Below are 24,534 nucleotides of genomic sequence, written 5' to 3'. Positions count from 1 at the left end.
CTATGGATATCCGTCATCTCAAAGCCTTCCTCGCGGTGTTCGAGGAGCGCAACATCACGGCGGCGGCGCAGCGGCTGTTCATCAGTCAGCCAACGTTGTCCGTGACCATCAAGCAACTCGAAGAAGAGCTGGGCGCCACGCTGTTTGTTCGTCAACCACGCGGCGTCGATGTCAGCGACGAGGCGCGGGTGTTGTACCCGCAGGCGCGGCGGATGGTGGCTGAAGCCGATGCCTTGGCCCAACTGTTTCGTGGCCGGGAAAACCGTGCGCCGCTGACCTTGGGCATCGAAGGCGACATCGCCGACAGTCAGATCGAGGCGTTCTTGCGCATGGCGCATCAGGCGCTGCCCAATTTGTTACTGACCCTGGAAGAAGGCTGTCACGGCGATGCGCGTCTGGCGGTGGAAGAAATGTGCTGCGAGGACGAATTGTTCCTGCCGCTGTGGGAAGAACCCTATGTGATGGCGCTGCCTCTCAAGCACCCGATGGCCAAGGGTGAGGCGGGGCCCGCGTGGACGCCGATTGATGACTGGATTACCTGCCCGCAGCATCCGTCGCATCAGCGCTTGATGGCGTTGTACGGGCGCTCGCCGCAAGCGGTGGCGGGGCATGCCGGCTCGTTGAAACAGGCGCTGCACATGGTCGCGGCCGGGGTGGGCGTGGCGATGTTGCCGCAGTCGTTGGTCAATGGCCATGAACGCGTGGTGACGCGGGCGTTGCACCTGCCGGCACCGACGCGGCGGGTGGGCCTGTGTTATGCGGCGCAGGCGCTGGAGTTGCCGACGCTGCGGGGTTTGTATGAGTATTTTCAAGTGAATCGGCCGATGGCGATGGCGGCGGCTTGAGCCTGCTCGGGCAGGCACATCGCTACTCCAACATTTTGCTGAGCAACCAACTCCCTGCCGGCCCCGGTGGATGCAGCCGTGACCACAGCGCATCGACAAACACCGGTTTCGGCCAGCCGCGCACTGTCAATTCCACCAGCGTGCCGCTATCAAAGCGGTCCACCAGCCAGCGCGGCAATGGCGCCCAGCCAAACCCGCCCTGGGCCATTTCCAGCAGCATCAAGTAACTGGGCGCCGACCAGACGCGACCTTTGGCGCGGCTGTCATACGGGTTGACGATGGTCGCCAGCCGCAGCTCCCGATGCTGTTGCAGCATGTCTTGATCAATGCCATTCAGGTTCGCCAGCGGATGCTCGCGCGAGACAAACAAAGCAATCTCGGTTTTTTCCTCAACCGTCGAACTGACCAGATCCGGTGGGTACACCGCTTGCATTTCGGCAAAGGCCACATGTGCCCGACCGCTTTGCAGCAGCGCAATCAAGTCATCGCATTCGGCGATCAGGCATTCGAGTTCCAGGTCCGGGTAACGCTGCTCGAACGCACTGAGCGCCGCTTCGAAGCGGTCGGATTGATAGGTATCGGAAATCGCCACCGTCAGCTTCGGCTCGACCCCTTGCGACAACTGGCTGGCGCTCATCTCCAGGCGGCTGGTCGCCGCCAGAATCTCCTCGGCCCGTTGCAGCATCACGTACCCGGCCGGGGTCAGGCTCGGCTTGCGGCTGCTGCGGTCGAACAACGTCAGGTTCAGATCAATCTCCAGGCTGGCCACCGCCGCACTGATCGTCGATTGGCTGCGCCCGAGTTTGCGTGCCGCCGCCGAAAACGAGCCTTGCGTCGCCGCCTGCACAAATGCCTGCAACACTTCTTGAGACGCCATGAACTATCGCCTTGATCGATGGTTAATGGTTAGGAAGTATCGGTGCGAGGCTGGATCATGGCAACCACAGTCACTCAACGGAGCCTGACCATGAGCGTCAACAAATCCATTACTGAACGTATTTTCCAGGCCATCGGTTTCGAACTGCTGGCCATCCTGATCTGTACGCCGCTGCTGGCGTGGATCATGGACAAACCGATGCTTGAAATGGGCGTCGTCACGGTGCTCATTGCGGCGCTGGCCTTGGCCTGGAACGTCGTGTTCAACGGCCTGTTCGACCGTGTGCTCAAGCGTTTCGAGATTGCGCACAACGCCTGGGTCCGGGTGGTCCATGCGCTGCTGTTTGAAGGCGGGCTGGTCGCGGTCGGTGTGCCGCTGATTGCCTGGTGGCTGAACGTCAGCCTGTGGCAGGCGTTTCTGCTGGACGCGGGGGTGTTGTTGTTTTTCCTGCCCTACACCTATGTTTATCACTGGGTGTACGACGTGGTGCGCAAGCGGGTGGTCATGCGCCAGGCTGTCTCGGGATGACGAGAGACCGCATCACACAATCAAAATGTGGGAGCGGGCTTGCTCGCGAAAGCGGTATTCCAGTCGACATCATCGTTGGCTGATATACCGCTTTCGCGAGCAAGCCCGCTCCCACATTGGGAGATGGTTTTGTTTCACTGCCTGCTCTGTCCGAGGGGAAGAGCAGGCTTATGCATCAAACGTGGAAGTAGCCCACGCACGAATCGAACGGCAAGCGTTTCAGTTCGATCTTGTTCAGGTCCAGCACTTCGCGCAGGGCTTTGGTTTCGCCCGGGAAGTTGCGGTAGGCGACTTCGTCCAGCACCACCACCGCGCCTTTGGGCATGTACGGCAGGAAGGTTTCCAGCGCCACTTTGGTCGATTCGTACAGGTCGGTATCGAGGATCAGCATGGCCACGACCAGGTCCGGACGGGTCTTGACCCACTCCGGCACGGTCTTGACGATGTCGCCTTTCACCAGCTCGCAACGCGGGATGCGGTTGACCGGGCGCAGCAGGTCGTTGGCGTCGATCATGTCCTGGATCAGCGACTGGTCGGTGTCGGAGAACATGGTCTCGTTGACGTCAGCCGGGTCTTCTTTCTTGTCGATGCTCTGGAAGCCTTCGAAAGTGTCGAAGCCGACGATCGAACGGTTGATCGCGTACGGTTCCAGAATCATCGACAAGTGCATGTACAGCATCAGCGAGTTGCCCTTGTACACGCCGCACTCGATGATCGCGCCCGGTACTTCAGCGACTTTCTTGAACAGCTCCATGCGCGACAGCGCAGCGGTCACGCCGATGCGGTTGGCGAAGACGAACGGCGCGTCGGCCACGTACTCGGCATCGACCCGTTTCAGGACGTTGGCACGGGTTTCGTTGTACTGGGCCTCGGCAGGCGTGATGCGACGCTTGGTCATTGCTGTATTCCTTGGAAATTCGAGAAGTCGTGGGCGTGGAAATAGTCTTTGAAACCGGCGCCGACGTCAGGGCAGGCGCTGTCGACGTTGATCGCGCCGCGCTTGTGCTTGAGGTCGTCGAGGTGCATCAGGCGAAAATCCACGCTGAAGCGGGTTTGTTCGGTGTGGTTGGCGACCGTGCCGTGCAGGTGCGAACCGGAGAAAATCAGCATCTCGCCGGTGTTGCCGGCAATGCGCACTTCGGACGCGGTGTTGATCGCCTCCATCGGCACCGGGTGCACGCGGACTTCCTCTTTGAGGTTGTCCTTGGCCTTGTGCCGCTGGTTGCTGATCCAGTCGTTGAGGCTCCATTCGCTGGAGGTGTTCTTCACCGGCACGTCGAAGTAGCCGGCGTTGATCATCATCGTCTGGTCGGGGCGGATGGTGTGCACCGGCATCCAGGTGTTGATCTGGCAATCGACACTGCCGTACCACGTGTCGCGATGCGGTTTGTAGGCGTAGCTGACACCGGCGTGCAGGTAGTCATAGTTCGGCACCACGCGAATGCGCGGCACGTCGAAAATGTAGTCACGCGGGTCGACGCCGATCTCGTCGATGAACGACAGGATCAACTCCTTGGCGCGCAGGCTGTTGGTGAACTGGCCCTTGAGGCGCGTCACCAGTACCACGAATTCTTCCACCGGCATCAGCGTGTGCAGCGCCTGGTGATTGGTTTCGCCGTCGAACGCGGCGGTGATGCTTTCCTGAGCGAACGCACACAGCTCTTTGGCGGCGCGCAACTGAGTGTTCAGGAAAATGTCGCCGGCGTAGATGGCTTCTTTGAAGTCAGCTTTGTGTTGCAGCTGATTGATGTACAGATTCACGATTCCACTCCTGAATGCATCGAGTCTCTTAAGAGTCGGCCACACGTTAGCAAACTGAAGTGCAATCAGGCGGGTGGTGGATCAATAAAAGCGCAATCCCCTGAATTTGCGACGAAATGCTTTCCCCAGGCAAAAAAATCCCCCTGTGGGAGCGGGCTTGCTCGCGGAGGCGGCGTGTCAGTCGATATCAATGTTGCCTGACACAGCGCTTTCGCGAGCAAGCCCGCTCCCACAGGGGGGATGTGTTGGGGTTAGAACAGTTTGGTGAACAGCCAGTACAGGCTGCCCGACAACAAAATCGCCGCCGGCAAGGTCAGCACCCAGGCCATCAGCAGGTTGCGGATGGTCTTCATCTGCAACCCGCCACCGTTGGCGACCATGGTCCCGGCCACACCCGACGACAACACATGGGTGGTCGACACCGGCAGCCCAAACATGTCGGCCGCGCCGATGGTCAGCATCGCGACGGTTTCCGCCGAGGCGCCTTGGGCGTAGGTCAGGTGGGTCTTGCCGATCTTCTCGCCGACCGTCACCACGATCCGTTTCCAACCGACCATGGTGCCCAGCCCGAGGGCAATCGCCACCGCGATCTTCACCCACAGCGGAATGAACCGCGTCGAGTTGTCGATCTGCTGCTTGAACAGTTGCAGCTTGCCGCTGGTGTCGGCGTCGAAGTTGCCGACTTTGTTCTTGTCCATCAGGCGAATGGTTTCGCTGGTCAGGTACATGTCATTGCGCACGTTGCCCACGGCCTCGGCCGGCACTTTCGACAGCGAGCCGTAACCCTTGACCTGCGCACCGATGCTGCCCGTGAGCGCGGCGAGCGCCGGGACCAGTTGCGGCGTGGCTTCCTTGCTGCGCACATACTCGGACAACACCGGGCGCGGGTCGGCCGGCGACGGCTGCGGCGACGCTTTCACCAGCGCTTGCTGGGTGACTTCGGCGACGGCGGCGAACTGCAACGCCTGATCGGCCGGCATTGTGCGGTTCAGCGCGTAGGCCATCGGCAAGGTGCCGACCAGAATCAACATGATCAGGCCCATGCCTTTCTGGCCGTCGTTGGAGCCGTGGGCGAACGAGACGCCGGTGCAGGTCACGATCAGCATGCCGCGAATCCACCACGGTGGCGGCGTGTTGCCTTCCGGCGCCTTGTACAACGCGCGATTCTTGACGAATACGCGCAAGGCCAGCAGCAACAGCGCGGCAAAACCGAAGCCGACCAGCGGCGACAGCAGCAACGCATAACCGATCTTGGTCGCTTGCGCCCAGTCCACGCCGCTGGTGCCATCGCGGCCGTGCATCAGGGCATTGGCCACGCCGACGCCGATGATCGAGCCGATCAGGGTGTGCGACGACGACGCCGGCAACCCCAGCCACCAGGTGCCGAGGTTCCACAGGATCGCGGCGATCAACAGGGCGAAGATCATCGCGAACCCGGCGGACGAACCGACTTGCAGAATCAGCTCCACCGGTAGCAGGGCGATGATGCCGAACGCCACCGCGCCACTCGAGAGCAGCACGCCGAGGAAATTGAAGAAACCGGACCACGCCACCGCGAAATTCGGCGGCATCGAGTTGGTGTAAATCACCGTCGCCACGGCGTTGGCGGTGTCGTGGAAACCGTTGACGAACTCAAAGCCCAAAGCGATCAGCAGCGCCACGCCCAGCAGCAGAAACGGGGTCCAGGTGGTCACCACCGTGCCGAGTTCGTGCATGTCGTGCATCAGGCTGTAGGCCGTGAATAGCAGCCCAATGGCCAGCACGCCGAAGAAAATCACCAGCGTGAACACGCCGGGCTTTTTATCGAACCGGGGTTTGCCGCTGCTGGCGGGCGCCTGAGCGGGAGCGGTGTAGGAAGGAGTAGCCATGACGGACAATCCTGAGGCGGTAGGGGTGTCGGTCATGATCGTTGCAGAATGTTACAGAGAGACTGCGTTGGGTCAGGGTTTGTGGTTTTTGCTTATCCGTTGATCAGAATCTGCTGCAACCGGTGGAGAGGGCGGCTTGCCTGTGGAGAGGGGAGTTGCTTGTGGAGATGGGACTTGCCTGTGGAGAAAGGGATTACCTGTGGAGAAAGGGATTACCTATGGAGAAAGAGATACCTGTGGAGAAAGGGATTACCTGTGGAGAAAGAGATACCTGTGGAGAAAGGGATTACCTATGGAGAAAGGGATTACCTGTGGAGAAAGAGATACCTGTAAAGAAAGAGATACCTGTGGCGAGGGGGCTTGCCCCCGTTCGACTGCGAAGCAGGCGCAATACCTGCTGGTGTGATGTGACTGGAAGAATGCCGGGGGTCGCTTCGCAACCCAACGGGGGCAAGCCCCCTCGCCACAAAGATTGGAGTGGGTCAGTAACCCTGATGCTGATTGGGGTGGATCAGTAACCCTGATGCTGATTGGGCGGGATCAATAATCCTGCCGCTTGCGAAACGCCCAGCGCCCGGCAATCACGGTAAACGTCACCACCAGCGCCACCAGAATCCAGAAGCCTTCCGGGTCGCCCGAAAGCGGCACTCCGCCGACGTTCATGCCGAAGAAACCGGCAATGATATTGATCGGCAGCGCCAGCACCGTCACCACCGTCAGGGTGAACAGCGTGCGGTTGCTCTGTTCGTTGAGGTTGGCGGCGATCTCTTCCTGCAACAGCTTGATCCGCTCACCGAGCGCGGTCAGGTCGTTGATGATCAGCGCAAACTCCTCGGTGGATTTGCGCAGCTCCTTCACATCCTCTTTCTGCAACCAGTGCGGCGGGCGATTGAGCAAGCGCAGCAACGAACCCGGCTCCAACGCCAGCAGCCGTTGCAACCGCACCAGTACCCGGCGATTGGCGCCCAATTCCGCGCGGTTGGTCGACAGCCGTGACGACAACAACTCATCTTCGATCTGATCGACGCTGAGGCTGGTTTTGCGCACGATCTGCGTCAGCACTTCGCCCTGATCGCGCAGCAAATGCACCAGCAATTCCAGCGGCGAACGAAAGCATTCGCCGGCCTTCACCGATGAACGCAACTTGTCCACCGAGTGCAGCGGTTGCAGGCGCGCGCTGATGATCAGACGGCTACGGGCGCAGACCCACAGCGTCGAGACATCGGAGGAGACCATGCTGCTGAGGTTGAACACCACGTCGTTGACCACCGCCAGCAACGCCGAATCGACATGCTCGATACGCGTCGAGCGCGAACCTTCGTGCAGCGCTTCGAAAAACTCCTCCGGCAGTTGCAGATGGCTTTTCATCCAGCGCTCGCACGCGGCGTGCGCCAGGTTGAGGTGCAGCCACAGGAATTCGTCGCTGTCGGCAGGCCCTTGCAGGCAACGCAACGCCTCGGCCGAATCGATCTCGCGCCCGCGTTCACCGGGGCGAAAACTGAACCCGTAGAGCAGACCGAACAAGTCCGGATCGCGATGGCTGTGGTCGATGCTGTGGTTCATGAAAGTCGCTCTGGCGGCGCCTGTCGCGGGTGTTACAGGTTCACGCGAGCCGCATCATCGCAAGCCTCGATGACATTTTTGTGACGGAAAAATAATCGCAAACGATTGCGCTACCGACGGTCGGAACCCGCTCAAGAACGGCTCTGGCTCGCCGATCTTACTTAAGTTACCGTGCGCGGCTTCGTCTATTGGGCGATGGTCGCAGACAGGGAGGTCGGGACACCTTTCACGCCGCATGGCCGGCGTGCCTCACCCCTGTCATGAGTATCACTCGATGCTGAAAAAATCCCTGAGAGCACAAATCCTCGCCTTGTTGACCGGCAGCCTGGTCGCCATGCTGCTGATCGCGCTGGCCTGCTTTCACTTTCTTTCCAGCGGAGTCCAGAGCTACGCCAATCTGATCGATGGCCCGTTGCACACCTCGCAACTGATCGATGAAGCCAACCTGCAATTCAAAGTGCAGGTGCAGGAGTGGAAAAACGTTCTGCTGCGCGGCAAGCAGCCGGCAGACCTCGACAAATACTGGAAGCAATTCGAAGACCGTCAGCGCGATGTACAGGGCATCCTCGGCGAATTGGCCGGGCAGAAAGGTATCGAGCCGCAACTCAAGACCCGCATCGAACGCCTGCGTGACGAACACCGTCAGCTCGGCGCCGCCTACCAGAAGGGCCGTGATGCCTACGTGGCGGCGGGTGCCGACCCAACGGCCGGTGACAGCGCGGTCAAAGGCGTGGACCGGGCCACCAGCGATCAGATGAGCGAACTGGTCAGCGAACTGCGCAAACAGGGCAGTGAACAATCGACGCAGATCAACGCCAGTGCCGACCAAACCGTGTTGCTGGGCATCCTCGTCATGCTCGCCTCGGGCTTGCTGATCGGCTTGCTGAGCCTGTGGCTGGTCAACCGCAAACTGGTCGAGCCGATCCGCGCATTGATCGAATACGTCGCGCAATTGAGCCAGGGCAAATTCGCCGAACGCGTGACCAGCAACCGCCAGGATGAACTGGGCAAACTGGCGGCGGCAGCGAACACCCTGCGTGATTTCCTCGCCGAAACCTTCAGCCGTTTGCAGCGCAGCGCCAAAGACCTGGACAGCGCCAGCGGCGAGTTGAATTCGATTGCCAGCCTCATGTCCACCGGCACCACCGAACAGTTCAGCCGCACCGATCAAGTGGCCACGGCGATGAACGAAATGTCCGCCACCGCGCAGGAAGTCGCACGCCATGCGGCCGACGCGGCACGTGCCGCCGACGATGCCGACCAATCCGCCCAGCAGGGTGAAAAAGTCATGCAGGGCACCATCCACACCATCACCCAGATGCGCGGCGAGATCGCCAACACCGCCACGGTCATTCGCCAACTGGAAACCGACAGCGGCCGCATCGGCAAGGTGCTGGAAGTGATTCGCGGCATCGCCGAGCAGACCAACCTGCTGGCGCTCAACGCGGCCATCGAAGCGGCTCGTGCCGGTGAAGCCGGGCGCGGTTTTGCGGTGGTGGCCGATGAAGTGCGCAGCCTGGCCCAGCGCACGGCGGCGTCGATCATCGAGATCAATCAGATTATTCAGACCGTGCAAACCGGCGCGGTGGATGCGGCCCAGGCGATTGAAAGCGGCCAGTCGCGCAGCGAAGAAAGCGTGCAGCAAGTGACCGAGGCCGGCGCGATGCTGGAGCGCATCACCCACGCCGTGGAATCGATTCGCGACATGAACCGCCAGATCGCCACCGCCGCTGAAGAGCAGACGTCGGTCGCCGAAGACATCTCGCGCAACCTCACCGAAATCACCAGCATCGCCAGTACCAATCTGGACAACGTGCAACGCACCGAGGCCGCCAGCCACAACCTGCACGGGTTGTCGGGCCAGTTGAACGAAGTGACGGCGCGCTTGAGCGCGTAAGGCAAAGGGCTGTGTACCGGTTCGCTTACCGAGTCGGTACACAGTCGATCTCAATCAGGGCTGAACACTGTCGATAGGAAGATACCCAACCTCCACAGTGGATAACTCCCATGGTCAGCATCACCTCCGTTTCAATCAACCAAACCCTCGCCACGCCCACCAGCAAAACCGCGATCAGCGACAAGACCGAAGACACCTCTGTCGCGGCCACCACCGCTGCGCCTGCCGATGACAGCAAAGTAGCCGCCGGTGGCGCGGCGGCGTCGAGCGACAGCAGTTCCAGCAGCAGTGAAGAATCGGATTCGGTCAAAGAACTGCGCAAGCAGATCGCCGAGCTGCAAAAGCAAATGCAGGAGCAACAGCAGCAACTGCAAGCGGCTCAGGCCAGGCAGGAAGACGCTAATGCGAAAGCGGCCGATGTCGCCGCCGCTCAGTCGCAGATAGCGAGCACCTCAGCGTCGTTGCAGACGGCGACCGCCGAGTTGTTGCAGGCGTTGCAGGATTCCGATTCCAGCACCTCGGGTTCGCTGGTCAGCACCACGGCTTAATCGGTTTTGGGCAGGCTGAACGTAAACAGCGTGCTGTTTTGCGTGGTGGATGCCACGTGCAAGCGACCGCCGTGTGACTGGGCAATCTGACTGGCAATGTACAAGCCCAACCCCAGACCGGCCTGCGGCGTATCGCGGGTCGGTCGCGAGTAAGGCTGGAACAGGTGCGGCAAGACGTCCTCGGGGATTTGCCCGTCGTTTTTTACCGCCAGCATCAACGCGCCCTGATCCACCAGCGCGGTGACTTCAACGTCACCCTGGGGATCGCCGTGGGCGATGGCATTGGCCAGCAGGTTGGACAGCAACTGGGCAATGCGCTCGCGGTCGCAATGCACGCCGCGCAAGTCGCCGATTGAAGCGCGAATCTGCCGCTCGGGGTGCACGCTCTGGATTTCTGAAATCACATGCCGCAACGCGTCATTGAGGTCGGGGCAGGGCGCAATGCTCACCGGGATGCCATTGCCCAACCGGCCACGGGCAAAATCCAGCACGTCGTCCACCAGTTGCGCGGCGCGTCGGGCGCTGGTCAGGATGTGCCGCACCAGTTTGTCGCTGGCCGGGTTGGGGAATTTGCGCTGGAGCATTTCGGCCGAAGCGTTGATCGCAAACAGCGGGTTGCGCAGGTCGTGACCAAGCACCGCGATGAATTGTTCACGCAGTACGGCAGTTTCGCGTTCCTGCATCAGCTCGGCTTCAGTCTGCTGCAGGTTCTCTTCGGCTTCGATCTGCAGCGACAGCACCCTGGCGAAGGATTCCATGGTGGTCTGGATCGGGCTGGCCTTGAGTTCGTTCGGGCTCGGATCGAGGGCGCAGATGGTGCCGAAAAAACGCCCGTCGGTGCGGAATACCGGCACCGAAATGTAGCTTTCGAACTTGTACAGGCGCGGCGTGTGGTGGTCGTGGTAAATCGGGTCTTCACTGGCCTTGTCGATGACCACGGTTTTATGGGCGCTGCGAATTTCATGGCACAGCGTGGTGACCAGGTCGAGTTCGCCGCCGACCTTGAGGCCGAAATCCAGCTGATCAAGCACGGCGCAGGCCGTCCACGAATCTTCGGTGACCCGGGCCACTGCGGCAAAACGCAGGCCGGTCATTTCCCGGATCACCTGGAGAATGGCAGGTACGGCGCTGATCCGACCGATCGTGGCTATATCTGCTGCCGCTGTTTGCGCCATTTCGATCAATCTCTGTGTAAATGTCGATTTGGAGGGATTCTAGCGGGCTGAAACGGTATTGGCGCTAACGGTTTAGTGCTGAAGCGTTTCGTCTGCTCGTTGAACGCAAAAAAGCCGCACGGTCCGAAGATCGTGCGGCTTTTTTTGCGGGGTGATTACTTGTCTTGCTTGTTGCTCAGGACTTTGCCGGTGGCGGCATCGAAGTCCACGTCGAATTCTTTACCGTCAGCGGTTTTCAGCTCCACTTCGTACTCGTAGCCATTGAAGTGGTTATCGAGGTCGGTATCGGTAATGGTCGCGCCTGGGTGCAGTTTCAACGCCGCCTGGTTCATTTCTTCCAGAGGCTTGATCTTGCCGCTCTTGACCAGCTCAGGGATCTGGTCGACACGAACGTCAGCCTGGGCCAGGCCAGCAGTGAGGGTCAGGGCAGCGGCGGTGAACAGGGCAGTCAATGTTTTCATGAGGTTCTTTCCTTGGGGTGATTCGTTTAAGTGGTGCCAGATTATCTGTGGCAACTTAACTCACGCTTAATTCACCCAGGGCGGGTGAAAGCTTCGCGAGCACCCACAGGTTTTGCGCTGAACCTGTGGGAGCCAGCCTGCTCGCGAAGCAGCCGGCGCAACGACCGATCAGTACCCGTTGTTCTGCAGCAATTGCGCGACAGTGCCCGCCGCCGGGCGCTTGTAGAACTTCAGCAATTCGCTGGCGCGGTTGGTGAAGATGCCGTCGACCCCGGCGTCGGTCACTTTCTGGTAATCCACCGCGTCGTCGATGGTGTAGACGTGCACCAACAGGCCTTGATCGTGGGTGAACTGGTTCATCCACGGTTTCACCAGATCCGAATAGCTCTGATCGCCGCCCTTGGTCAGCGCGGCCGATGGGCCGGTGCCGATCGCGCCTTGGGCCTTGGCGTACTCGACCCATTGCTGGAATTCGGCTTTGCTCTTCGGCTCCAGCCCGGCGTAGTAGGTGGCTTTGTCCTTGTCGCCGGACTCGGCAAACGTCACCTTGGATTGCGGCTCGATGCTGCCTTCGCCGACCCACAGCAAGAGAATTTTCGGTACGCGCGGCATTTCTTTTTGCAGCAATTCCAGGCTGCTCTTCTCGAAGGTTTGCAGTACCACTTTGCCTTTGCCCTGGCCGACCGCCAGATCACTCTTCGCCAGTTTTGAACCGGCGGGGCTGAGCCAGCCACGGTCTTGCAACTTGTCCTTGAGGTCGCGCTCGATGCCGGGGAATTGCTTCGGCTCCTTGGTCTCGATGTACAAGCCTGGCTTGTGCAGCGGATTGCCCTGGGCGATGTTGATGATTTCGTCCAGTGTCAGAATTTTCAGCCCGACGTAGGAAGGGCGCGCGCGATCCGGGTAAGCCGTGTTGAACCAACTGCCGGCATCGAGGGTTTTCAGCTCGGCGAGGGTGAACTCGTTGGCGGGGCTGTCCTTGCGCTCCGGGAACTTGCTGGCGACGTCGGTGGTGCGTTGCAGGTTGTTGTCGTGCAGGGCAAACAGCACGCCGTCCTTGCTGCGTTGCAGATCCATTTCCAGGTAGTCGGCGCCCAGGTCACGGGCCAGCGTGTAGGCGGCGGCGGTGGATTCCGGCGCATCGAACGAGGCGCCACGGTGGGCGATCACCGCCGGGTGCGGGATGCCCAAATGGTTGGCCAGCGCACTCGGGCTGGGTTCGCTGGCGGCCTGTGCCTGGCCGAGGCCGAGCAGAACGCTCAGCAGCAGGGCGCTTTTGGTGAAGGTAACCGGCATGTCGAGATCCTTTCGCAGTGAATTTTCAAAGACGTCCCTTTTAACAACTGAGCGCCGCCAGCGCTATCGCCAGACCGACATAAACGTGTTTAAAGCAGATTTTTTCAGCGCAACTGTGCCGTTGTTTGCAGTACTCTTGCGTCCGGCAGTTTCCCCGGCAGAGGGAAACCCGTGTCGTATCGCCTTGCGTGTAAACCATCGATCACCGGTCGTTTCGACCTTTTGTGAGGTTTATATGCGCATCACTTCCGAGCTTATCTGCCAGGCCGCCGACCAACTCAAAGGCTTCGTCGGCCTCAATCGCAAAACCGGACAATACATCGTGCGTTTCAGCGAAGACGCGTTCGGCATGGACGTGGCCGATGACGGCATCATCGCGCTCAGCGAGTTTGTCTGGGCACCCGGGCCGGCGCCGGCCATGACGCTCAAGCGCGAGCTGATTCAATTGCTGATGAATCAGAACATTGACGAGCGGATCAACATCACCGAGCCGTTGCGGGTGTACATGAACAAGCGGGAAGTGCCGGAGATTGCGGCGGTGCGGAGTCTGGTTCGGGGCTGAGTTTTGCGGTGATTGGGCCGGCCTCTTCGCGAGCAAGCCCGCTCCCACAAGGTTTTGTGTCGTTCACAGGTCCAATGTGGGAGCGGGCTTGCTCGCGAAGGCGTCCTGACAGCTAACGACTCTCCTGGCCTCTGGCACACGCCTCGACGAACGCCCGAACCAGCGGCGGCAAAATCCCCTTCAGCGCCGCCCGTTCCGGCTGAAACAACGTGGCCACAAAGAACGGATGCCCCTTGAGCTCCACCGCCCGCAAGTCGCCGTTTGAGTCATGCCCGACGGCGCACAGCTGGTGGGTCAATAACTCCCTTTCAAACTCAGGATTCACCCCGTAACGGCAGCGATAGCCTTCAACAATCTCGGTGTTTTCGTACGCCTTGGCGATCAATGAGCCTTTAACCAGGTGAATGCCGCCGACCGCTTCCACCAATGAACAGGTCAACGGCGTGAGCAATGCTCGTTCTGCCTCGGGGTGTGTCTCGCCATGCTCCGCGTCCGCCCAACCCAATACGTTGCGGGCGAACTCCAGCACTGCATGTTGAAAACCGCCACAAGTGCCGAGAAACGGGCGCTGCTGTTCACGCGCAAAACGGATCGCTCGTAGCGCACCGTCCATGTCCCGATAAGGGCTGCCCGGCACTCCCCATAAACCGTCGAAGTCTTGTAGCGGCGTGTCAGCGTTGATCTGGTCGGTGGCCAGCCAGTGGAACTGCACGTCCAGGCTCAATTGTTCGGCCGCCAAGCCGAGGGCGACCGGGATGGCTTGGTGGGCGGTGATCTTCGGGTCGTAGTCGCCGATCAGGGCAATACGGATTGCGCGGTTTTTCATGAGGGATCTCAACGTTTAGCAGGCTTAGGCTTTTGGCGGTTCTTTGCGCACAAAATGCTGATGCATTTCCGAGGTGAGGTTTTCGATGCGCTCGGTCAGGCTCTTGGTCATTTCCGTGAGCCGGGTGTTTTGCTCCAGCAGCGCCAGCAGTTGCGTAGTGTTCAGCTCGGCCTGGGCCTGACGTTCGGTGTTGGCCACGGCGAGGGCTTCGCGGTGTTGCGCATCGGCGTCTGACTGGGCTTTGTCCCGCGCGGCCTGGCGCGTCTGCGCCAGCAGAATCAACGGCGCGGCGTAAGCCGATTGCAGGCTGAACGCCAGGTTGAGCAGGATAAACGGGTAGATGTCGAAGTGGGCCACGCCAAAAACGTTCAGACACACCCACAGCACCACAATCAGGGTCTGGGCGCCGAGGAAAGTGGGCGTGCCGAAGAACCGCGCAAAGGCTTCGGCGCGCAGTGCAAATTTGTCGTTGCCGAAGGTCGGCGCCAAATGCGCGTGATGGCGATGAAAACGCAGATGATCGACAGGCGCGGCTTTTTTCTTGTCAGTGGTCGAGGTGGTCATGACGGACTCGGGGTGACGGGGACTGACCGACACTATAGCCCCGCCAGGGCGACACCTCCCTGAATCAATGTTGAACGGTTTCGATCAACCCGGCGTACGCTCGTTGGCGAACATGCTCACGGCCTGCACCGCATTACTCGCCCCGTCACGAATCTGCAGAATGACCGTGCCCGCCTGATTGGCCAGGTCAACGCCTTCTGCGGCCCGGTCCCGGGTGCCGTCCATGCTCTTGATCGCCTGCCGGGTTTCACTCTGGATCAACCCGATCATGGTCGAAATTTCTGCGGTCGAGCCGCTGGTGCGCGCCGCCAGTTGGCGCACCTCATCGGCCACCACGGCAAAACCACGACCCTGCTCGCCGGCCCGCGCCGCCTCAATCGCTGCGTTCAGCGCCAACAGGTTGGTCTGGTCGGCAATGGCGCGGATGGTGTTCACGATGGCGGTGATCTGTTCCGAGCGCTCGCCAAGTTGCGCTATCAAGGTCGACGATTGCTCGATGTTGGCCGCGATTTCACGCATTTCGCTGGCCGCTTGCTGGATGACCTGGGTGCCTTGCTCGGCGACTTTTCGGGTCTCCACCGAAATGTGATAAGCCTCGCTGGCGCTGCGGGCATTCTGCTCGTGTTGCTCCACCCGCTCCGTCACGTCGGAGGCAAACTTCACCACTTTGCACAACCGGCCACCGGCGTCGTACACGGGGTTGTAGTTGGCCTCCAGCCACACGGTTCGCCCAGCCTTGTCGACGCGCTCGAACTGGCCGTGGAAAAACTCGCCCTGATTGAGTCGGCGCCAGAAATCCTGGTAGGCGCTGCTGTCGGCCAGTTCGGCGGTGCAAAACAGTCGGTGATGTTTACCTTTGAGCTCGGCGAGGGTGTAGCCCATGCGGTTCAGGAAGTTCTGATTGGCGGTGAGGATGCTGCCGTCCAGATCGAACTCGATCATCGCCATCGCTCGGTCAATGGCCTGCAATTTGGCGGCGGTTTCGCTTTCCTTTTGCACTCTGGCCGTCACATCCATCGCGTACTTGACCACTTTGGTGATTCGGCCGGTCGCATCCTTGATCGGGTTGTAGCTGGCCTCCAGCCAGATCGGCTCGCCCTTGCTGTTCACCCGTTCAAACGTGCCCGATTCAAATTGACCGTTTTTCAGCCGCGCCCACAGTTCTGTGTACTGGCTGCTACGGGCGAACTGCGGCGAGCAGAACTGACGATGCGCTCGCCCCAGCACTTGCTCGAGCTGATAACCCATGGTCTTGAGAAAGTTGTCATTGGCGCGCAGCACGACGCCATCCAGATCGAACTCGATCACCGCCATGGAGCGATCAATCGCTTCCAGCAGGCCGTTTTGGTAAGCGAGGGTGTGTTGCAACTCTTTGATCGTGGATTTATCGCGGTTGAATAGCATGGTCGTCAGGCTCTGGAAGTTAGGAAAAACGGGAAGTCAGTCCTTATTCCTGCGTCTGCAGACCGAAGACAGGGATGCGTTCGGCGTGTAGCTCAATGCCAGCATTCCCTGGGTGGCGGGTTACTTATATAAAACTTAATAACCTTATACAAGAGATGGCTTTTCTTGACTGTTTGTACAAGTTTTAACGGTTGGAAAAGCGTTGTATGCCCACCGCAGCCTCGCTGGGCACTGCGGTTGCAGCGACTTTAGCGCTTTGAGAAATGCAGTTTGTCTAACTTTTCGGATTCATCCTGAAACAAATCCCCAGCAGGCATTTAACCCGCTGCCGTTCATCGCCCAAACGTTGGATGTTGTCATTTATGCCAACGGGTTTAACGCTGATAGCAGGCCAGGAACATATCCAGCGCCGACTCAACGACCGTGCTTTGCATCTCGGGCGACAGGCCTGGCTGACCCATGGAAATCTGCGGCCAGAACGCAAACGCCTTGATCAGCCCTTGTACTTGCTGCGCGGCAAACTCGGAATCGACCGGTTTCAATCGGCCATCTGCCTGCGCAGCGCGAATCCACGCGGTCAGGCCTTCTTCACGTTCGCCCATGCGGGCCACCATGTTCTGAGCCCTTTCCGGGGAATGAATGGCGGCGGCAATGGCGACCCGCGCCAGGTCGAGAAAATTGTTATCGCCCAGTATTTGCACCTTCGCCTGCAACACCGGGCGCATCTGGTCGCGCAGCGGCAGGTCAGGGCGGTAAGGCGTTTCCTGTTCGGCTGTCACCCGCGCCCACAACTGATTGAGGATTTCGGCGAACAACTCTTCCTTGCTCGGAAAGTGGTTGTACACCGTGCGCTTCGACACGCCGGCAGTGGCGGCAATCTTGTCCATGCTGGTGATGTCGAAACCGTTGGCACGGAATTCGGCAATCGCCGCCAGGATGATGGATTCGCGTTTTCGGTCGGTGAGACGCTGTGGAGCTGTCATAAATACGCTTCGGCAAGGGGCAGGGAGAATTACACTCGGCAGTTTACTTGTCATCGGCTTTGATGCAACCTAGAAACTACACTGTGCAGTGTAATGTTGTGTTAACCCTGCACCGTGAAGAATAGAATCTCCGGCTGATGCGTGCGTGCTTTGGCCATTTATCGTCCCACCGTGAAAAACCGGAATCTTTGCGGTTTTTCTGGAGTCATTCAGTCATGGCCACTTCTACTTCCCCTGCGGACACCGCCTCCACGCCTGAAGCTTCACGTCAGGCACAAGGGCACTTTCGAAACCATGCCCCCGTACAGCGCGAAGGCGTTCGTAAAATGCTGCGGATCATGTGGAACATGATCTTCAACAAGCCACGCAATACTCGCCCGACCGCTGCCGTTCCGGTGCAAGCCCTGACCCAGGCGGCATTGATCGCCGCGCCGAACCACAGCGTCTATCGCCTCGGCCATTCAACCGTGCTGCTGAAGCTGCGGGACAAATTCTGGATCACCGACCCGGTTTTCGCCGAGCGCGCTTCACCCGTGCAATGGGCCGGCCCCAAGCGTTTCCACCAGCCGCCGATCAGCCTCGAAGAATTGCCGCCGATTGAAGCGGTGATCCTGTCCCACGATCACTACGACCACCTCGATTACCACGCGGTGCTCAAGCTGGCGGACAAGGCCAAATACTTCCTGACCCCGCTGGGTGTCGGCGACACCCTGATCAAGTGGGGCGTTGATGCCAGTAAAGTGCGCCAACTGGATTGGTGGCAGGGCACCGAAGTGGACGGCATCCAGTTCATCGCCACGCCTTCACAGCACTTTTCCGGTCGCGGCCTGTTCGACGGCAACAGCACGCTCTGGGCGTCGTGGGTGATGATCGACGGCGACACGCGGATCTTCTTCAGCGGCGACAGCGGCTATTTCGATGGCTTCAAACGCATCGGCGAACAGTACGGCCCGTTCGACCTGACGCTAATGGAAACCGGCGCCTACAACGTCGAGTGGCCGCACGTTCACATGCAGCCTGAACAAACCCTGCAAGCGCACATCGATCTCAAGGGGCGCTGGTTACTGCCAATCCACAACGGCACGTTCGACCTGTCGATGCACGCCTGGTTCGAGCCCTTCGACCGGATCCTGGCGTTGGCCTGGGAACGCAACGTCTCGATCACCACCCCGCAAATGGGCGAGGCGTTCAACGTCAAATACCCGCAGCGCGCCAGTGCCTGGTGGTCGGGCCTGGAAAACGAAAGCGACCAGGGCGCGCCTCAGAACGCTTGACCCTCAGATGCCGGGCCGCTCGCCATGGAGCGACCCGCAATCTTCGCTATCGTCAAATCGCGGAAATTCCCTTCGAGAATTTCATCCAGTTCCCCTGGCGACAGCCCAAGTTTGTACGCTGCTTCAGACTTGCCCAATTGACCCGTGTCCAGAAGCATCCCGATCTTCATCAGGTAGCCGGCCCTGGCTCTCATCCCATCGATTCCATTCATCTGCTGACCCCTCACTCAACCATCGCAAAATCCGCCCGCCCGACCGGGTTAGGCGTGGACCCTCTTACATTCATCCCTCGACCGGGCGCAAACCCGGGGAAGAACACCAGACCTTGCGATTCAAACCGATAGGCCAACGTCAGCCGAGTGACATCCAGCACGTCGCGCTCGGCCTCGAATCGCTCGATGGCCTGCACCGAGACCCCCGATTCCTCGGAGAGCTCCTCCACGCTCCAGCCCAGCATTGCTCGGGCCTGGGCGCAGTGGGCCGGGGTGAATTGGAAAAGGGCGATACGTTCCAGGGTGATTTTCATCGCAAGAGAGGCCATGGTGTGCTCCGGGCTCGAGAGTGCTAATCCAAAAAGTACTGTTGTTTTGTACAGTTGTTTTTGGCCCGGATCAAACTCAATTTTTGATTTTTGCTAATTCGATGGCTGCATCCAGACGGACGGTGGTTGGCCCAGCACACGACGAAACATGGTCGAGAATGCTGCGGGGCTGTCATAACCGAAATCGAGGGCGATGCGCGTCACCGGCGTACCCGCCGCCAACCGCGCCAGGGCCAGGACCACGCAGGCGCGCTGCCGCCATTGGCTGAAACTCAGGTCGGTTTGCTGGCGGAACAGGCGATTGAACGTGCGCAGGCTGATGTGCAATTGGTCCGCCCATTGCTGTGGCGATTGATGAGCGTTTGGTTGTTGAAGAAACGTCTGACACAACCCCAGCAACCGCGACTCCACCGGCAACGGAATATGTAATGGCAGATGAGCGCTGCGGGTCATTTCATGCAGGAGCAAGTCGATCAGCACACCATCGCGCCCGGTCTCTTCGTACGTCAGCGGAATCTCCACCGCCTCCATCAACAAGTGCCGCATCAACGGCGACACACTGATCACCTGGCAGCGAGCCCCCAGATCAACCGCATCGGGCTCGATGTACAAACTGCGCGTGCTCACCCCCTGCATCAACACCTCATGCGCCACCCCCGCCGGAATCCACACCGCCCGCTGTGGTGGTACCACCCAATTGCCATCATGCGTGCGGACCTGCATCACCCCGGTGGCGCCGTACAGCAATTGCGCCCGCCGATGTGTATGAAACGGCAACAAATGGCCGTGGGAATAATCCGTTCCGATCGCCACTACGGGCCGTGGCGTGTCATCCAGCAGATTGATCGAAACATTGCGCATCGAGCGGCTTCCAGCAGTTGGCGTAAACGCGAACATTATTGGCTGACTTGCTGAAGCAGGCCAAGCCGCATCGCTCTATCGTCGACCACTCTCAACCAATGGACGATGCGTGATGTTTTATCTTTTGCTGGTGTTTTTCGGCTGCATGACTGGCGTCACTACGGTGTTGTTCGGCTTCGGCGGCGGTTTCGTCGTCGTGCCATTGCTTTACCGGATGCTCACTGCCAGCCATGGCGCGGATGACCCGATTGGCCAATCGGCGATGCAGATCGCCGTGGCGACTTCGACCTGCGTGATGATCGTCAACGCATTGGTCGCCACGGGAAAGCACCACCGCGCGGGCAATCTCATTCGCCATTACCTGTGGCCGTTGGGTGGGTTCATCGGGTTGGGCGCTATGGTCGGCGCCGTGGCCGCCATGCGGGTAAGTGGAGACATGATTCGTTGTGCCTTCATCGCGTACCTGGGCGTAACCATTGCGGATTGCTTGTTCCGACGCGGTTTTCTGACAGCGTCCGACACTGCAATCCCACGGCGATTGGGCAGGGTAGAAGCGTCGTGTGGCGGAGTAGGAATTGGAGCAATCGCCACGTTTCTCGGCGTGGGCGGCAGCGTCATGACCGTGCCGATGCTGCGAAGGTGCGGGTTGAGCATGAGCCAGGCGACGTCCATGGCTAATCCGTTGAGCTTGCCGGTGGCGGTGGCCGGGACGCTGACTTACATGACAATGGCGAGGTTCACCGAATTTGATTTGGGGATGTGGTTTATCGGTTACGTGGATCTATTGGCGTTTGCCGTTTTGACCATGGGTTCTGTGGTTGGAATACGACTGGCGACGCCGTGGATCGGACGGATTCCGGATCAACTGCATGCGCGGGTTTATATCGGTTTGCTGGTGTCGGTGATGATGAGTCTGTGCCTGAGCTAAGCGCTTTCACTTATCCGCCAACCCCGGCGCCTCGCGAATAATGAAGTGGTCCAGGTTTTCGATATTGGCGCTAAACACCCCGAACGTCTGCTCGGGGTTTTTCTTGCTCGGCACCTGCTTCAGCTCCGGCGTCACGCCATAAAAGAAGCAATACAACTGCGCCTCACTGTCGATGGCGTGCTTGATCTCTTCCAGAAACGCTTTGCGCTTGCGGTAGTTCTCGATCAATTTCTTGCTCAAATAAACATTCACAGAGTAAGGCTTCTTCTTCGCCTCATCCGCTTGCTTAAACCAGACCTTCTGCTCGAAATCGATGCGAAAGCTCTGTGTGTAATCCTTGATCTCCTTGATCTTGCCCCAGTAAATCAGCCCCTTGTTGTCCGTCAGGTATTCAATCTTCTTGAAGAACGACCCATAAGGCGCCGTGTGCTCCCCAACCTTCAGCGGCATGCGCTTGAGCAGGTCCTTGTCCTCGAAGTTCGACACGAAGCACTCTACCGGGTGGGCGAAGACGCTGGTCTTGTCCGGCGCTGATTCGCGGCTCGCCTGTTCTGAGTGGTTGTCCGCTGAAATCGGCTTAGGCCCGTCCCGCATGACATCCGCCGCCGCGTCCGGACTCGATGGCTTACGCACATACTCGCGCCGAGTGAGCAGCAATTCCGACGGGAAATGTTCCTCGCGACTGTCATCCGTTTCCGCACCGTCCGCGTCTACACCTGAGGCCGGCGTCTTGAGACTGACGTAAGGGCAGTCCGCAACGTGTCGGGTGCTCGGCGTGTTTTTGAAGTGCGGGGTGCGAACGTAATTCACGTTTTTGGCGTTGAAGGTTGTCAGGACATTCGCCGGATCGAATGCCGCGCGGCAAGCATCGTTGGGGCACTGGAAGTGCTCCTTGGCGGAATCGAAGACCATGGTTTCGTCGAAATTCAAATCGCGCACGTCATAGATCGACAACTTGTCGTCGAGGCTGCGGCAGTAGGCGAGGTCGAATTTCATGGCGGGCTCGGGTCCTTGAGTGGGGAAGGGTATTAATAGCGGGAGGCGGGGCGGGTTGCACTGACTGTTTTCCACATACCGCAAAATCTGTGGCAATACGCCAAACCTGTGGGAGCGAGCTTGCTCGCGATTCCCAACATCTACACAGCCACCAAGCCAGGCTCGAATCTGTGGCGAGGGGGTTTACCCCCGTTGGGTCGCGAAGCGGCCCCAAAACCTGCAAACGCGTTATGCCAGATATAACTAAGAGTTCTCTTGGCGACTGCTTCGCAGCCGAACGGGGGTAAACCCCCTCGCCACAGATTTAGTTTGGCTCATCTATTCCGCTTCCAGCCGCTCCACCTTCTTGTAAAGCGAAGCTGTGAACTCATTCCGGTCACTCGAATGGTGACAACGGCGATGACAGTTTGGGCACAGCGCCACGGCATTGCTCGGACGATCCGAACCTTCCTGCGCTAAATGCTTAACGTGATGGACCTCAAGAAACGGCCTGCCATCCTTTTCAAACGGAGCAGGCTCGCCACAACCTTCGCATCTACCGTTAGCCTGCTGGCGAACCCACGCTCTCACTTCAGGATCGCGAACATAGGACTTTCCGCTGGACTGAGTTTGCTCGGGCCGCTCAATCCCCTTCGGCTCGTCTTTAAGCGGTTGCCGCTCAAGTTTGGCCGCTCGGTGCTCCAGCGTTGCCTCGTCTGCCGTCGGGGCGAAATCCTCGGGCGTCAAAGTGCTTGGCGCGTTTAGCGCTTCACGAATGCTGCGCGCAACATTCGCACCGACATTCTTGGCGGGTTTGTAGCCTTCAATGCGATCTCGACCCAGTTCCACTAGTACGGTCGAGATGTTCTGCATCCGAAACTCAACCGACCCTTTAGTCCGACCGGCTAAGGCTCCTTCACGTAGGATGCGATTCTCTTCAGTCTTAACGACTTTCTGACCGCTTTGTTCGCGGGACAACATGCTGAGATAGGCATCGACCGCAGCCTGAATCTCCACGTCACTCCAATCGCTGTTGCTCTTTTCAGTGTCCATACAATCGCCGAGGGTTGAAAACCCTCGGACGATACTGAGTGGCCATTACGACTGTCTACGAAAATTCCTACAGAAAAGGCCGCTGTTTCGCTCGATCAGTCCTACAAAGGCGCCGCCACACTAACCCACGGAATGCTTTGACGACTGAAACACCTCCACAACCTTCCGCCACCAAGGCTTAACCACCGGCACTCGCCGACGCGTGCGATTGAGCAACAGATAAGGCATGTCCCGCAGTCGAATCCAGCCCTCATCCTGCCAATGCAACAGGCTTAACGACATTTCTGGCCAATCCAGCAAACTCAACATCGGCCGATCCGAGTTCTTCGAATGTTTCGCATCGCGTAAGGCAGGGACCACTTGATGGGTCAGCCATTCACGCAACAGGCGATTCCCAGGCGCGTAGTGATAGACCAGCAATGCGTACACGCCGGATTCGCTGAGCATCAGTCGCTTCTCTGATTGACCGTGGTAATCGATCAGAAGGGTGTGCCGCTGATCCTCGTCTAGTTTGCTCACCACGCGATCGCTCAAATGGAAACCCATTAGGCGGCCCATATCGCGGGCGCAGAACCATGGCTGGTTTTCCAGAAGTAGGGCATGAAGGTCGAGGTTATGGCGGGAAAATACGGTGGCAGCGAAGGGATCAGACATCACTGATCTCCGAAGTCTCGAGCGGGCGGTGCAGTTTGTGTTCAGTCATATCCATTTTTACCTCTACGTTTAGATTTAGCGGGCCTGATCCCAACGTAGAGTGGACTAAGAAATCCCAACGAGCCGAACCCTCCACCTTCCAACGACAAATCCCCCAAGGGTGATTTCGCATCGGTGTGATTGGCCAAGCTTCCTACGTTGGGCGTTTCTTAGGCACCTGCAATGAAGCTTAGAGGTGCTTTGGATGGGCATCAATGTGGAAGCCTCTGTAAGTCCTGTAGGAGCTTTTGCGTTGTGGCGTAGGGACGGAAAATGGATATTTATTGCCCAATAAAAAAGCCCCGATCAGATCGGGGCTTTTTTTGATTCGTCGATTCAGATTGGAATCGTTAAATCGCGGCGAACTCGGAAATCAATCCCAGCTAAGCGCACCGCCTGTTTGGTATTCAATAACCCGCGTCTCAAAGAAATTCTTCTCTTTCTTCAAGTCCATAATCTCGCTCATCCAAGGGAACGGATTCGTAGTCCCCGGATACTCTTCCTTCAACCCAATCTGCGAAAGACGACGGTTAGCGATAAATTTGAGGTAGTCCTCCATCATCGCCGCATTCATCCCCAACACCCCACGAGGCATGGTGTCACGCGCGTATTCAATCTCCAGCTGAGTCCCTTGCAGAATCATCTGCGAAGCCTCTTCCTTCATCTCGGCATCCCACAGGTGTGGGTTTTCGATTTTGATCTGGTTGATCACGTCGATGCCGAAGTTCAGGTGCATGGATTCGTCGCGCAGGATGTATTGGAACTGCTCGGCGACGCCGGTCATTTTGTTGCGGCGGCCCATGGAGAGGATCTGGGTGAAGCCGCAGTAGAAGAAGATGCCTTCCAGGACGCAGTAGTAGGCGATCAGGTTGCGCAGCAGTTCTTTGTCGGTTTCGACGGTGCCGGTTTCGAACTTCGGATCGGAGATCGAACGGGTGTATTTGAGGCCCCAGGTGGCCTCATGAATCAGAAAATTACCTTTTGTGTGAAAATCGAGTACCTCGTCGTAAGCGACCGGATCAATGAATCTAAGATAGTAATCATGAGGGAT

General features: G+C 58.9%; 27 protein-coding genes. 8 read left to right on the top strand and 19 right to left on the bottom strand.

The window, feature by feature from the left end:
* Positions 1–2 precede the first annotated feature (2 nt).
* A complete protein-coding gene (locus ACQKP4_RS10145; RefSeq protein WP_427632717.1) occupies positions 3–845 on the top strand; it encodes a LysR family transcriptional regulator in 843 nt (280 codons plus the stop codon).
* A 22-nt stretch (positions 846–867) separates the two neighbouring features.
* Here the strand turns inward: ACQKP4_RS10145 and ACQKP4_RS10140 are convergent, their stop codons facing one another.
* The gene (locus ACQKP4_RS10140; protein WP_427632716.1) at positions 868–1,722 is read right to left on the bottom strand and encodes a LysR family transcriptional regulator; all 855 of its coding nucleotides are present in this window, start codon (positions 1,720–1,722) and stop codon (positions 868–870) included.
* A gap of 90 nt (positions 1,723–1,812) precedes the next feature.
* Here ACQKP4_RS10140 and ACQKP4_RS10135 point away from each other — a divergent pair, with 90 nt between their 5' ends.
* Complete coding sequence (locus ACQKP4_RS10135) at positions 1,813–2,250, top strand: multidrug/biocide efflux PACE transporter (protein ID WP_427632714.1); 438 nt, start codon at positions 1,813–1,815, stop codon at positions 2,248–2,250.
* 175 nt (positions 2,251–2,425) lie between these two features.
* On the opposite strand, the gene ACQKP4_RS10130 is transcribed toward ACQKP4_RS10135, so the two are convergent.
* From ACQKP4_RS10130 to ACQKP4_RS10120, 3 genes are all read right to left on the bottom strand, one after another.
* Entirely contained in the window at positions 2,426–3,148 is a 723-nt protein-coding gene (locus ACQKP4_RS10130) for a TylF/MycF/NovP-related O-methyltransferase (protein WP_054044827.1), read from the bottom strand.
* Positions 3,145–4,011, bottom strand: a complete 867-nt coding sequence (locus ACQKP4_RS10125; RefSeq protein ID WP_427632712.1) for a hypothetical protein — start codon at positions 4,009–4,011, stop codon at positions 3,145–3,147. Before ACQKP4_RS10125 ends, ACQKP4_RS10130 begins: the two co-directional genes overlap by 4 nt.
* A gap of 251 nt (positions 4,012–4,262) precedes the next feature.
* The gene (locus ACQKP4_RS10120) at positions 4,263–5,879 is read right to left on the bottom strand and encodes an inorganic phosphate transporter (protein ID WP_427632710.1); all 1,617 of its coding nucleotides are present in this window, start codon (positions 5,877–5,879) and stop codon (positions 4,263–4,265) included.
* Positions 5,880–6,034: 155 nt separating this feature from the next.
* Here ACQKP4_RS10120 and ACQKP4_RS10115 point away from each other — a divergent pair, with 155 nt between their 5' ends.
* Complete coding sequence (locus tag ACQKP4_RS10115) at positions 6,035–6,397, top strand: hypothetical protein (RefSeq protein WP_427632709.1); 363 nt, start codon at positions 6,035–6,037, stop codon at positions 6,395–6,397.
* Between the two features lie 22 nt (positions 6,398–6,419).
* Here the strand turns inward: ACQKP4_RS10115 and ACQKP4_RS10110 are convergent, their stop codons facing one another.
* Positions 6,420–7,442, bottom strand: a complete 1,023-nt coding sequence (locus ACQKP4_RS10110) for a transporter (protein WP_427632707.1) — start codon at positions 7,440–7,442, stop codon at positions 6,420–6,422.
* A gap of 274 nt (positions 7,443–7,716) precedes the next feature.
* On the opposite strand from ACQKP4_RS10110, the gene ACQKP4_RS10105 reads away from it, so the two are divergent.
* Both ACQKP4_RS10105 and ACQKP4_RS10100 read left to right on the top strand, forming a co-directional pair.
* The gene (locus ACQKP4_RS10105; protein WP_427632705.1) at positions 7,717–9,339 is read left to right on the top strand and encodes a methyl-accepting chemotaxis protein; all 1,623 of its coding nucleotides are present in this window, start codon (positions 7,717–7,719) and stop codon (positions 9,337–9,339) included.
* Positions 9,340–9,449: 110 nt separating this feature from the next.
* Positions 9,450–9,887, top strand: coding sequence for a hypothetical protein (locus tag ACQKP4_RS10100; protein WP_427632703.1), 438 nt, complete (start codon positions 9,450–9,452; stop codon positions 9,885–9,887).
* Here ACQKP4_RS10100 and ACQKP4_RS10095 read toward each other — a convergent pair.
* The 3 genes from ACQKP4_RS10095 to ACQKP4_RS10085 all read right to left on the bottom strand — a co-directional run bounded on the left by ACQKP4_RS10095 (position 9,884) and on the right by ACQKP4_RS10085 (position 12,819).
* Positions 9,884–11,062: a GAF domain-containing sensor histidine kinase gene (locus ACQKP4_RS10095; protein ID WP_427632701.1), complete on the bottom strand. Its 1,179-nt coding sequence runs from the start codon at positions 11,060–11,062 to the stop codon at positions 9,884–9,886. The two genes, ACQKP4_RS10100 and ACQKP4_RS10095, sit on opposite strands and share 4 nt — an antisense overlap.
* Positions 11,063–11,217: 155 nt before the next feature.
* Positions 11,218–11,523 (bottom strand): PepSY domain-containing protein, encoded by a 306-nt coding sequence (locus ACQKP4_RS10090; protein WP_427632700.1) that lies wholly within the window; start codon positions 11,521–11,523, stop codon positions 11,218–11,220.
* Positions 11,524–11,691: 168 nt separating this feature from the next.
* A complete protein-coding gene (locus ACQKP4_RS10085; RefSeq protein ID WP_427632698.1) occupies positions 11,692–12,819 on the bottom strand; it encodes a glycerophosphodiester phosphodiesterase in 1,128 nt (375 codons plus the stop codon).
* A gap of 235 nt (positions 12,820–13,054) precedes the next feature.
* Here ACQKP4_RS10085 and ACQKP4_RS10080 point away from each other — a divergent pair, with 235 nt between their 5' ends.
* Positions 13,055–13,381 (top strand): DUF2025 family protein, encoded by a 327-nt coding sequence (locus tag ACQKP4_RS10080; RefSeq protein ID WP_427632696.1) that lies wholly within the window; start codon positions 13,055–13,057, stop codon positions 13,379–13,381.
* Positions 13,382–13,493: 112 nt separating this feature from the next.
* Here the strand turns inward: ACQKP4_RS10080 and ACQKP4_RS10075 are convergent, their stop codons facing one another.
* The 4 genes from ACQKP4_RS10075 to ACQKP4_RS10060 all read right to left on the bottom strand — a co-directional run bounded on the left by ACQKP4_RS10075 (position 13,494) and on the right by ACQKP4_RS10060 (position 17,158).
* Complete coding sequence (locus tag ACQKP4_RS10075; protein ID WP_427632694.1) at positions 13,494–14,207, bottom strand: CTP synthase C-terminal region-related (seleno)protein; 714 nt, start codon at positions 14,205–14,207, stop codon at positions 13,494–13,496.
* Between the two features lie 24 nt (positions 14,208–14,231).
* On the bottom strand, positions 14,232–14,771 hold the full coding sequence (locus ACQKP4_RS10070; RefSeq protein WP_427632692.1) for a DUF1003 domain-containing protein: 540 nt from the start codon (positions 14,769–14,771) through the stop codon (positions 14,232–14,234).
* An 84-nt stretch (positions 14,772–14,855) separates the two neighbouring features.
* On the bottom strand, positions 14,856–16,175 hold the full coding sequence (locus ACQKP4_RS10065; RefSeq protein WP_427632690.1) for a methyl-accepting chemotaxis protein: 1,320 nt from the start codon (positions 16,173–16,175) through the stop codon (positions 14,856–14,858).
* A gap of 374 nt (positions 16,176–16,549) precedes the next feature.
* Positions 16,550–17,158, bottom strand: coding sequence for a TetR/AcrR family transcriptional regulator (locus ACQKP4_RS10060; protein WP_427632689.1), 609 nt, complete (start codon positions 17,156–17,158; stop codon positions 16,550–16,552).
* Positions 17,159–17,373: 215 nt separating this feature from the next.
* Here ACQKP4_RS10060 and ACQKP4_RS10055 point away from each other — a divergent pair, with 215 nt between their 5' ends.
* The gene (locus ACQKP4_RS10055) at positions 17,374–18,432 is read left to right on the top strand and encodes an MBL fold metallo-hydrolase (RefSeq protein WP_427632687.1); all 1,059 of its coding nucleotides are present in this window, start codon (positions 17,374–17,376) and stop codon (positions 18,430–18,432) included.
* Here the strand turns inward: ACQKP4_RS10055 and ACQKP4_RS10050 are convergent.
* From ACQKP4_RS10050 to ACQKP4_RS10040, 3 genes are all read right to left on the bottom strand, one after another.
* Complete coding sequence (locus ACQKP4_RS10050; protein WP_427632686.1) at positions 18,420–18,644, bottom strand: hypothetical protein; 225 nt, start codon at positions 18,642–18,644, stop codon at positions 18,420–18,422. The genes ACQKP4_RS10055 and ACQKP4_RS10050 overlap by 13 nt on opposite strands.
* Positions 18,645–18,655: 11 nt before the next feature.
* Entirely contained in the window at positions 18,656–18,973 is a 318-nt protein-coding gene (locus tag ACQKP4_RS10045; protein ID WP_427632684.1) for a helix-turn-helix domain-containing protein, read from the bottom strand.
* A 93-nt stretch (positions 18,974–19,066) separates the two neighbouring features.
* Complete coding sequence (locus ACQKP4_RS10040) at positions 19,067–19,834, bottom strand: AraC family transcriptional regulator (RefSeq protein ID WP_427632682.1); 768 nt, start codon at positions 19,832–19,834, stop codon at positions 19,067–19,069.
* 112 nt (positions 19,835–19,946) lie between these two features.
* On the opposite strand from ACQKP4_RS10040, the gene ACQKP4_RS10035 reads away from it, so the two are divergent.
* Positions 19,947–20,762 (top strand): sulfite exporter TauE/SafE family protein, encoded by an 816-nt coding sequence (locus ACQKP4_RS10035; RefSeq protein ID WP_427632680.1) that lies wholly within the window; start codon positions 19,947–19,949, stop codon positions 20,760–20,762.
* A gap of 6 nt (positions 20,763–20,768) precedes the next feature.
* Here the strand turns inward: ACQKP4_RS10035 and ACQKP4_RS10030 are convergent, their stop codons facing one another.
* From ACQKP4_RS10030 to ACQKP4_RS10015, 4 genes are all read right to left on the bottom strand, one after another.
* Positions 20,769–21,758, bottom strand: coding sequence for a hypothetical protein (locus tag ACQKP4_RS10030; protein ID WP_427632678.1), 990 nt, complete (start codon positions 21,756–21,758; stop codon positions 20,769–20,771).
* 318 nt (positions 21,759–22,076) lie between these two features.
* Positions 22,077–22,790, bottom strand: a complete 714-nt coding sequence (locus ACQKP4_RS10025; RefSeq protein WP_427632676.1) for an HNH endonuclease — start codon at positions 22,788–22,790, stop codon at positions 22,077–22,079.
* A gap of 120 nt (positions 22,791–22,910) precedes the next feature.
* The gene (locus ACQKP4_RS10020; RefSeq protein ID WP_427632674.1) at positions 22,911–23,444 is read right to left on the bottom strand and encodes a BRO-N domain-containing protein; all 534 of its coding nucleotides are present in this window, start codon (positions 23,442–23,444) and stop codon (positions 22,911–22,913) included.
* Between the two features lie 412 nt (positions 23,445–23,856).
* Positions 23,857–24,534 (bottom strand): ribonucleotide-diphosphate reductase subunit beta (locus tag ACQKP4_RS10015; RefSeq protein ID WP_427632672.1); only part of this gene is annotated, 678 nt, incomplete at its 5' end.

The organism is Pseudomonas sp. NPDC086278, from assembly GCF_050280905.1.
Classification (GTDB): Bacteria; Pseudomonadota; Gammaproteobacteria; order Pseudomonadales; family Pseudomonadaceae; genus Aquipseudomonas.
This window is presented reverse-complemented; position numbering and strand designations above follow the sequence as displayed.

Bases quoted from the DNA above. Each gene is read 5' to 3' on its own strand.
- ACQKP4_RS10145 (WP_427632717.1), top strand. From the start codon at position 3: ATGGATATCCGTCATCTCAAAGCCTTCCTCGCGGTGTTCGAGGAGCGC.
- ACQKP4_RS10140 (WP_427632716.1), bottom strand. From the start codon at position 1,722: ATGGCGTCTCAAGAAGTGTTGCAGGCATTTGTGCAGGCGGCGACGCAA.
- ACQKP4_RS10135 (WP_427632714.1), top strand. From the start codon at position 1,813: ATGAGCGTCAACAAATCCATTACTGAACGTATTTTCCAGGCCATCGGT.
- ACQKP4_RS10130 (WP_054044827.1), bottom strand. From the start codon at position 3,148: ATGACCAAGCGTCGCATCACGCCTGCCGAGGCCCAGTACAACGAAACC.
- ACQKP4_RS10120 (WP_427632710.1), bottom strand. From the start codon at position 5,879: ATGGCTACTCCTTCCTACACCGCTCCCGCTCAGGCGCCCGCCAGCAGC.
- ACQKP4_RS10110 (WP_427632707.1), bottom strand. From the start codon at position 7,442: ATGAACCACAGCATCGACCACAGCCATCGCGATCCGGACTTGTTCGGT.
- ACQKP4_RS10105 (WP_427632705.1), top strand. From the start codon at position 7,717: ATGCTGAAAAAATCCCTGAGAGCACAAATCCTCGCCTTGTTGACCGGC.
- ACQKP4_RS10100 (WP_427632703.1), top strand. From the start codon at position 9,450: ATGGTCAGCATCACCTCCGTTTCAATCAACCAAACCCTCGCCACGCCC.
- ACQKP4_RS10095 (WP_427632701.1), bottom strand. From the start codon at position 11,062: ATGGCGCAAACAGCGGCAGCAGATATAGCCACGATCGGTCGGATCAGC.
- ACQKP4_RS10090 (WP_427632700.1), bottom strand. From the start codon at position 11,523: ATGAAAACATTGACTGCCCTGTTCACCGCCGCTGCCCTGACCCTCACT.
- ACQKP4_RS10085 (WP_427632698.1), bottom strand. From the start codon at position 12,819: ATGCCGGTTACCTTCACCAAAAGCGCCCTGCTGCTGAGCGTTCTGCTC.
- ACQKP4_RS10080 (WP_427632696.1), top strand. From the start codon at position 13,055: ATGCGCATCACTTCCGAGCTTATCTGCCAGGCCGCCGACCAACTCAAA.
- ACQKP4_RS10075 (WP_427632694.1), bottom strand. From the start codon at position 14,207: ATGAAAAACCGCGCAATCCGTATTGCCCTGATCGGCGACTACGACCCG.
- ACQKP4_RS10070 (WP_427632692.1), bottom strand. From the start codon at position 14,771: ATGACCACCTCGACCACTGACAAGAAAAAAGCCGCGCCTGTCGATCAT.
- ACQKP4_RS10065 (WP_427632690.1), bottom strand. From the start codon at position 16,175: ATGCTATTCAACCGCGATAAATCCACGATCAAAGAGTTGCAACACACC.
- ACQKP4_RS10060 (WP_427632689.1), bottom strand. From the start codon at position 17,158: ATGACAGCTCCACAGCGTCTCACCGACCGAAAACGCGAATCCATCATC.
- ACQKP4_RS10055 (WP_427632687.1), top strand. From the start codon at position 17,374: ATGGCCACTTCTACTTCCCCTGCGGACACCGCCTCCACGCCTGAAGCT.
- ACQKP4_RS10050 (WP_427632686.1), bottom strand. From the start codon at position 18,644: ATGAATGGAATCGATGGGATGAGAGCCAGGGCCGGCTACCTGATGAAG.
- ACQKP4_RS10045 (WP_427632684.1), bottom strand. From the start codon at position 18,973: ATGGCCTCTCTTGCGATGAAAATCACCCTGGAACGTATCGCCCTTTTC.
- ACQKP4_RS10040 (WP_427632682.1), bottom strand. From the start codon at position 19,834: ATGCGCAATGTTTCGATCAATCTGCTGGATGACACGCCACGGCCCGTA.
- ACQKP4_RS10035 (WP_427632680.1), top strand. From the start codon at position 19,947: ATGTTTTATCTTTTGCTGGTGTTTTTCGGCTGCATGACTGGCGTCACT.
- ACQKP4_RS10030 (WP_427632678.1), bottom strand. From the start codon at position 21,758: ATGAAATTCGACCTCGCCTACTGCCGCAGCCTCGACGACAAGTTGTCG.
- ACQKP4_RS10025 (WP_427632676.1), bottom strand. From the start codon at position 22,790: ATGGACACTGAAAAGAGCAACAGCGATTGGAGTGACGTGGAGATTCAG.
- ACQKP4_RS10020 (WP_427632674.1), bottom strand. From the start codon at position 23,444: ATGTCTGATCCCTTCGCTGCCACCGTATTTTCCCGCCATAACCTCGAC.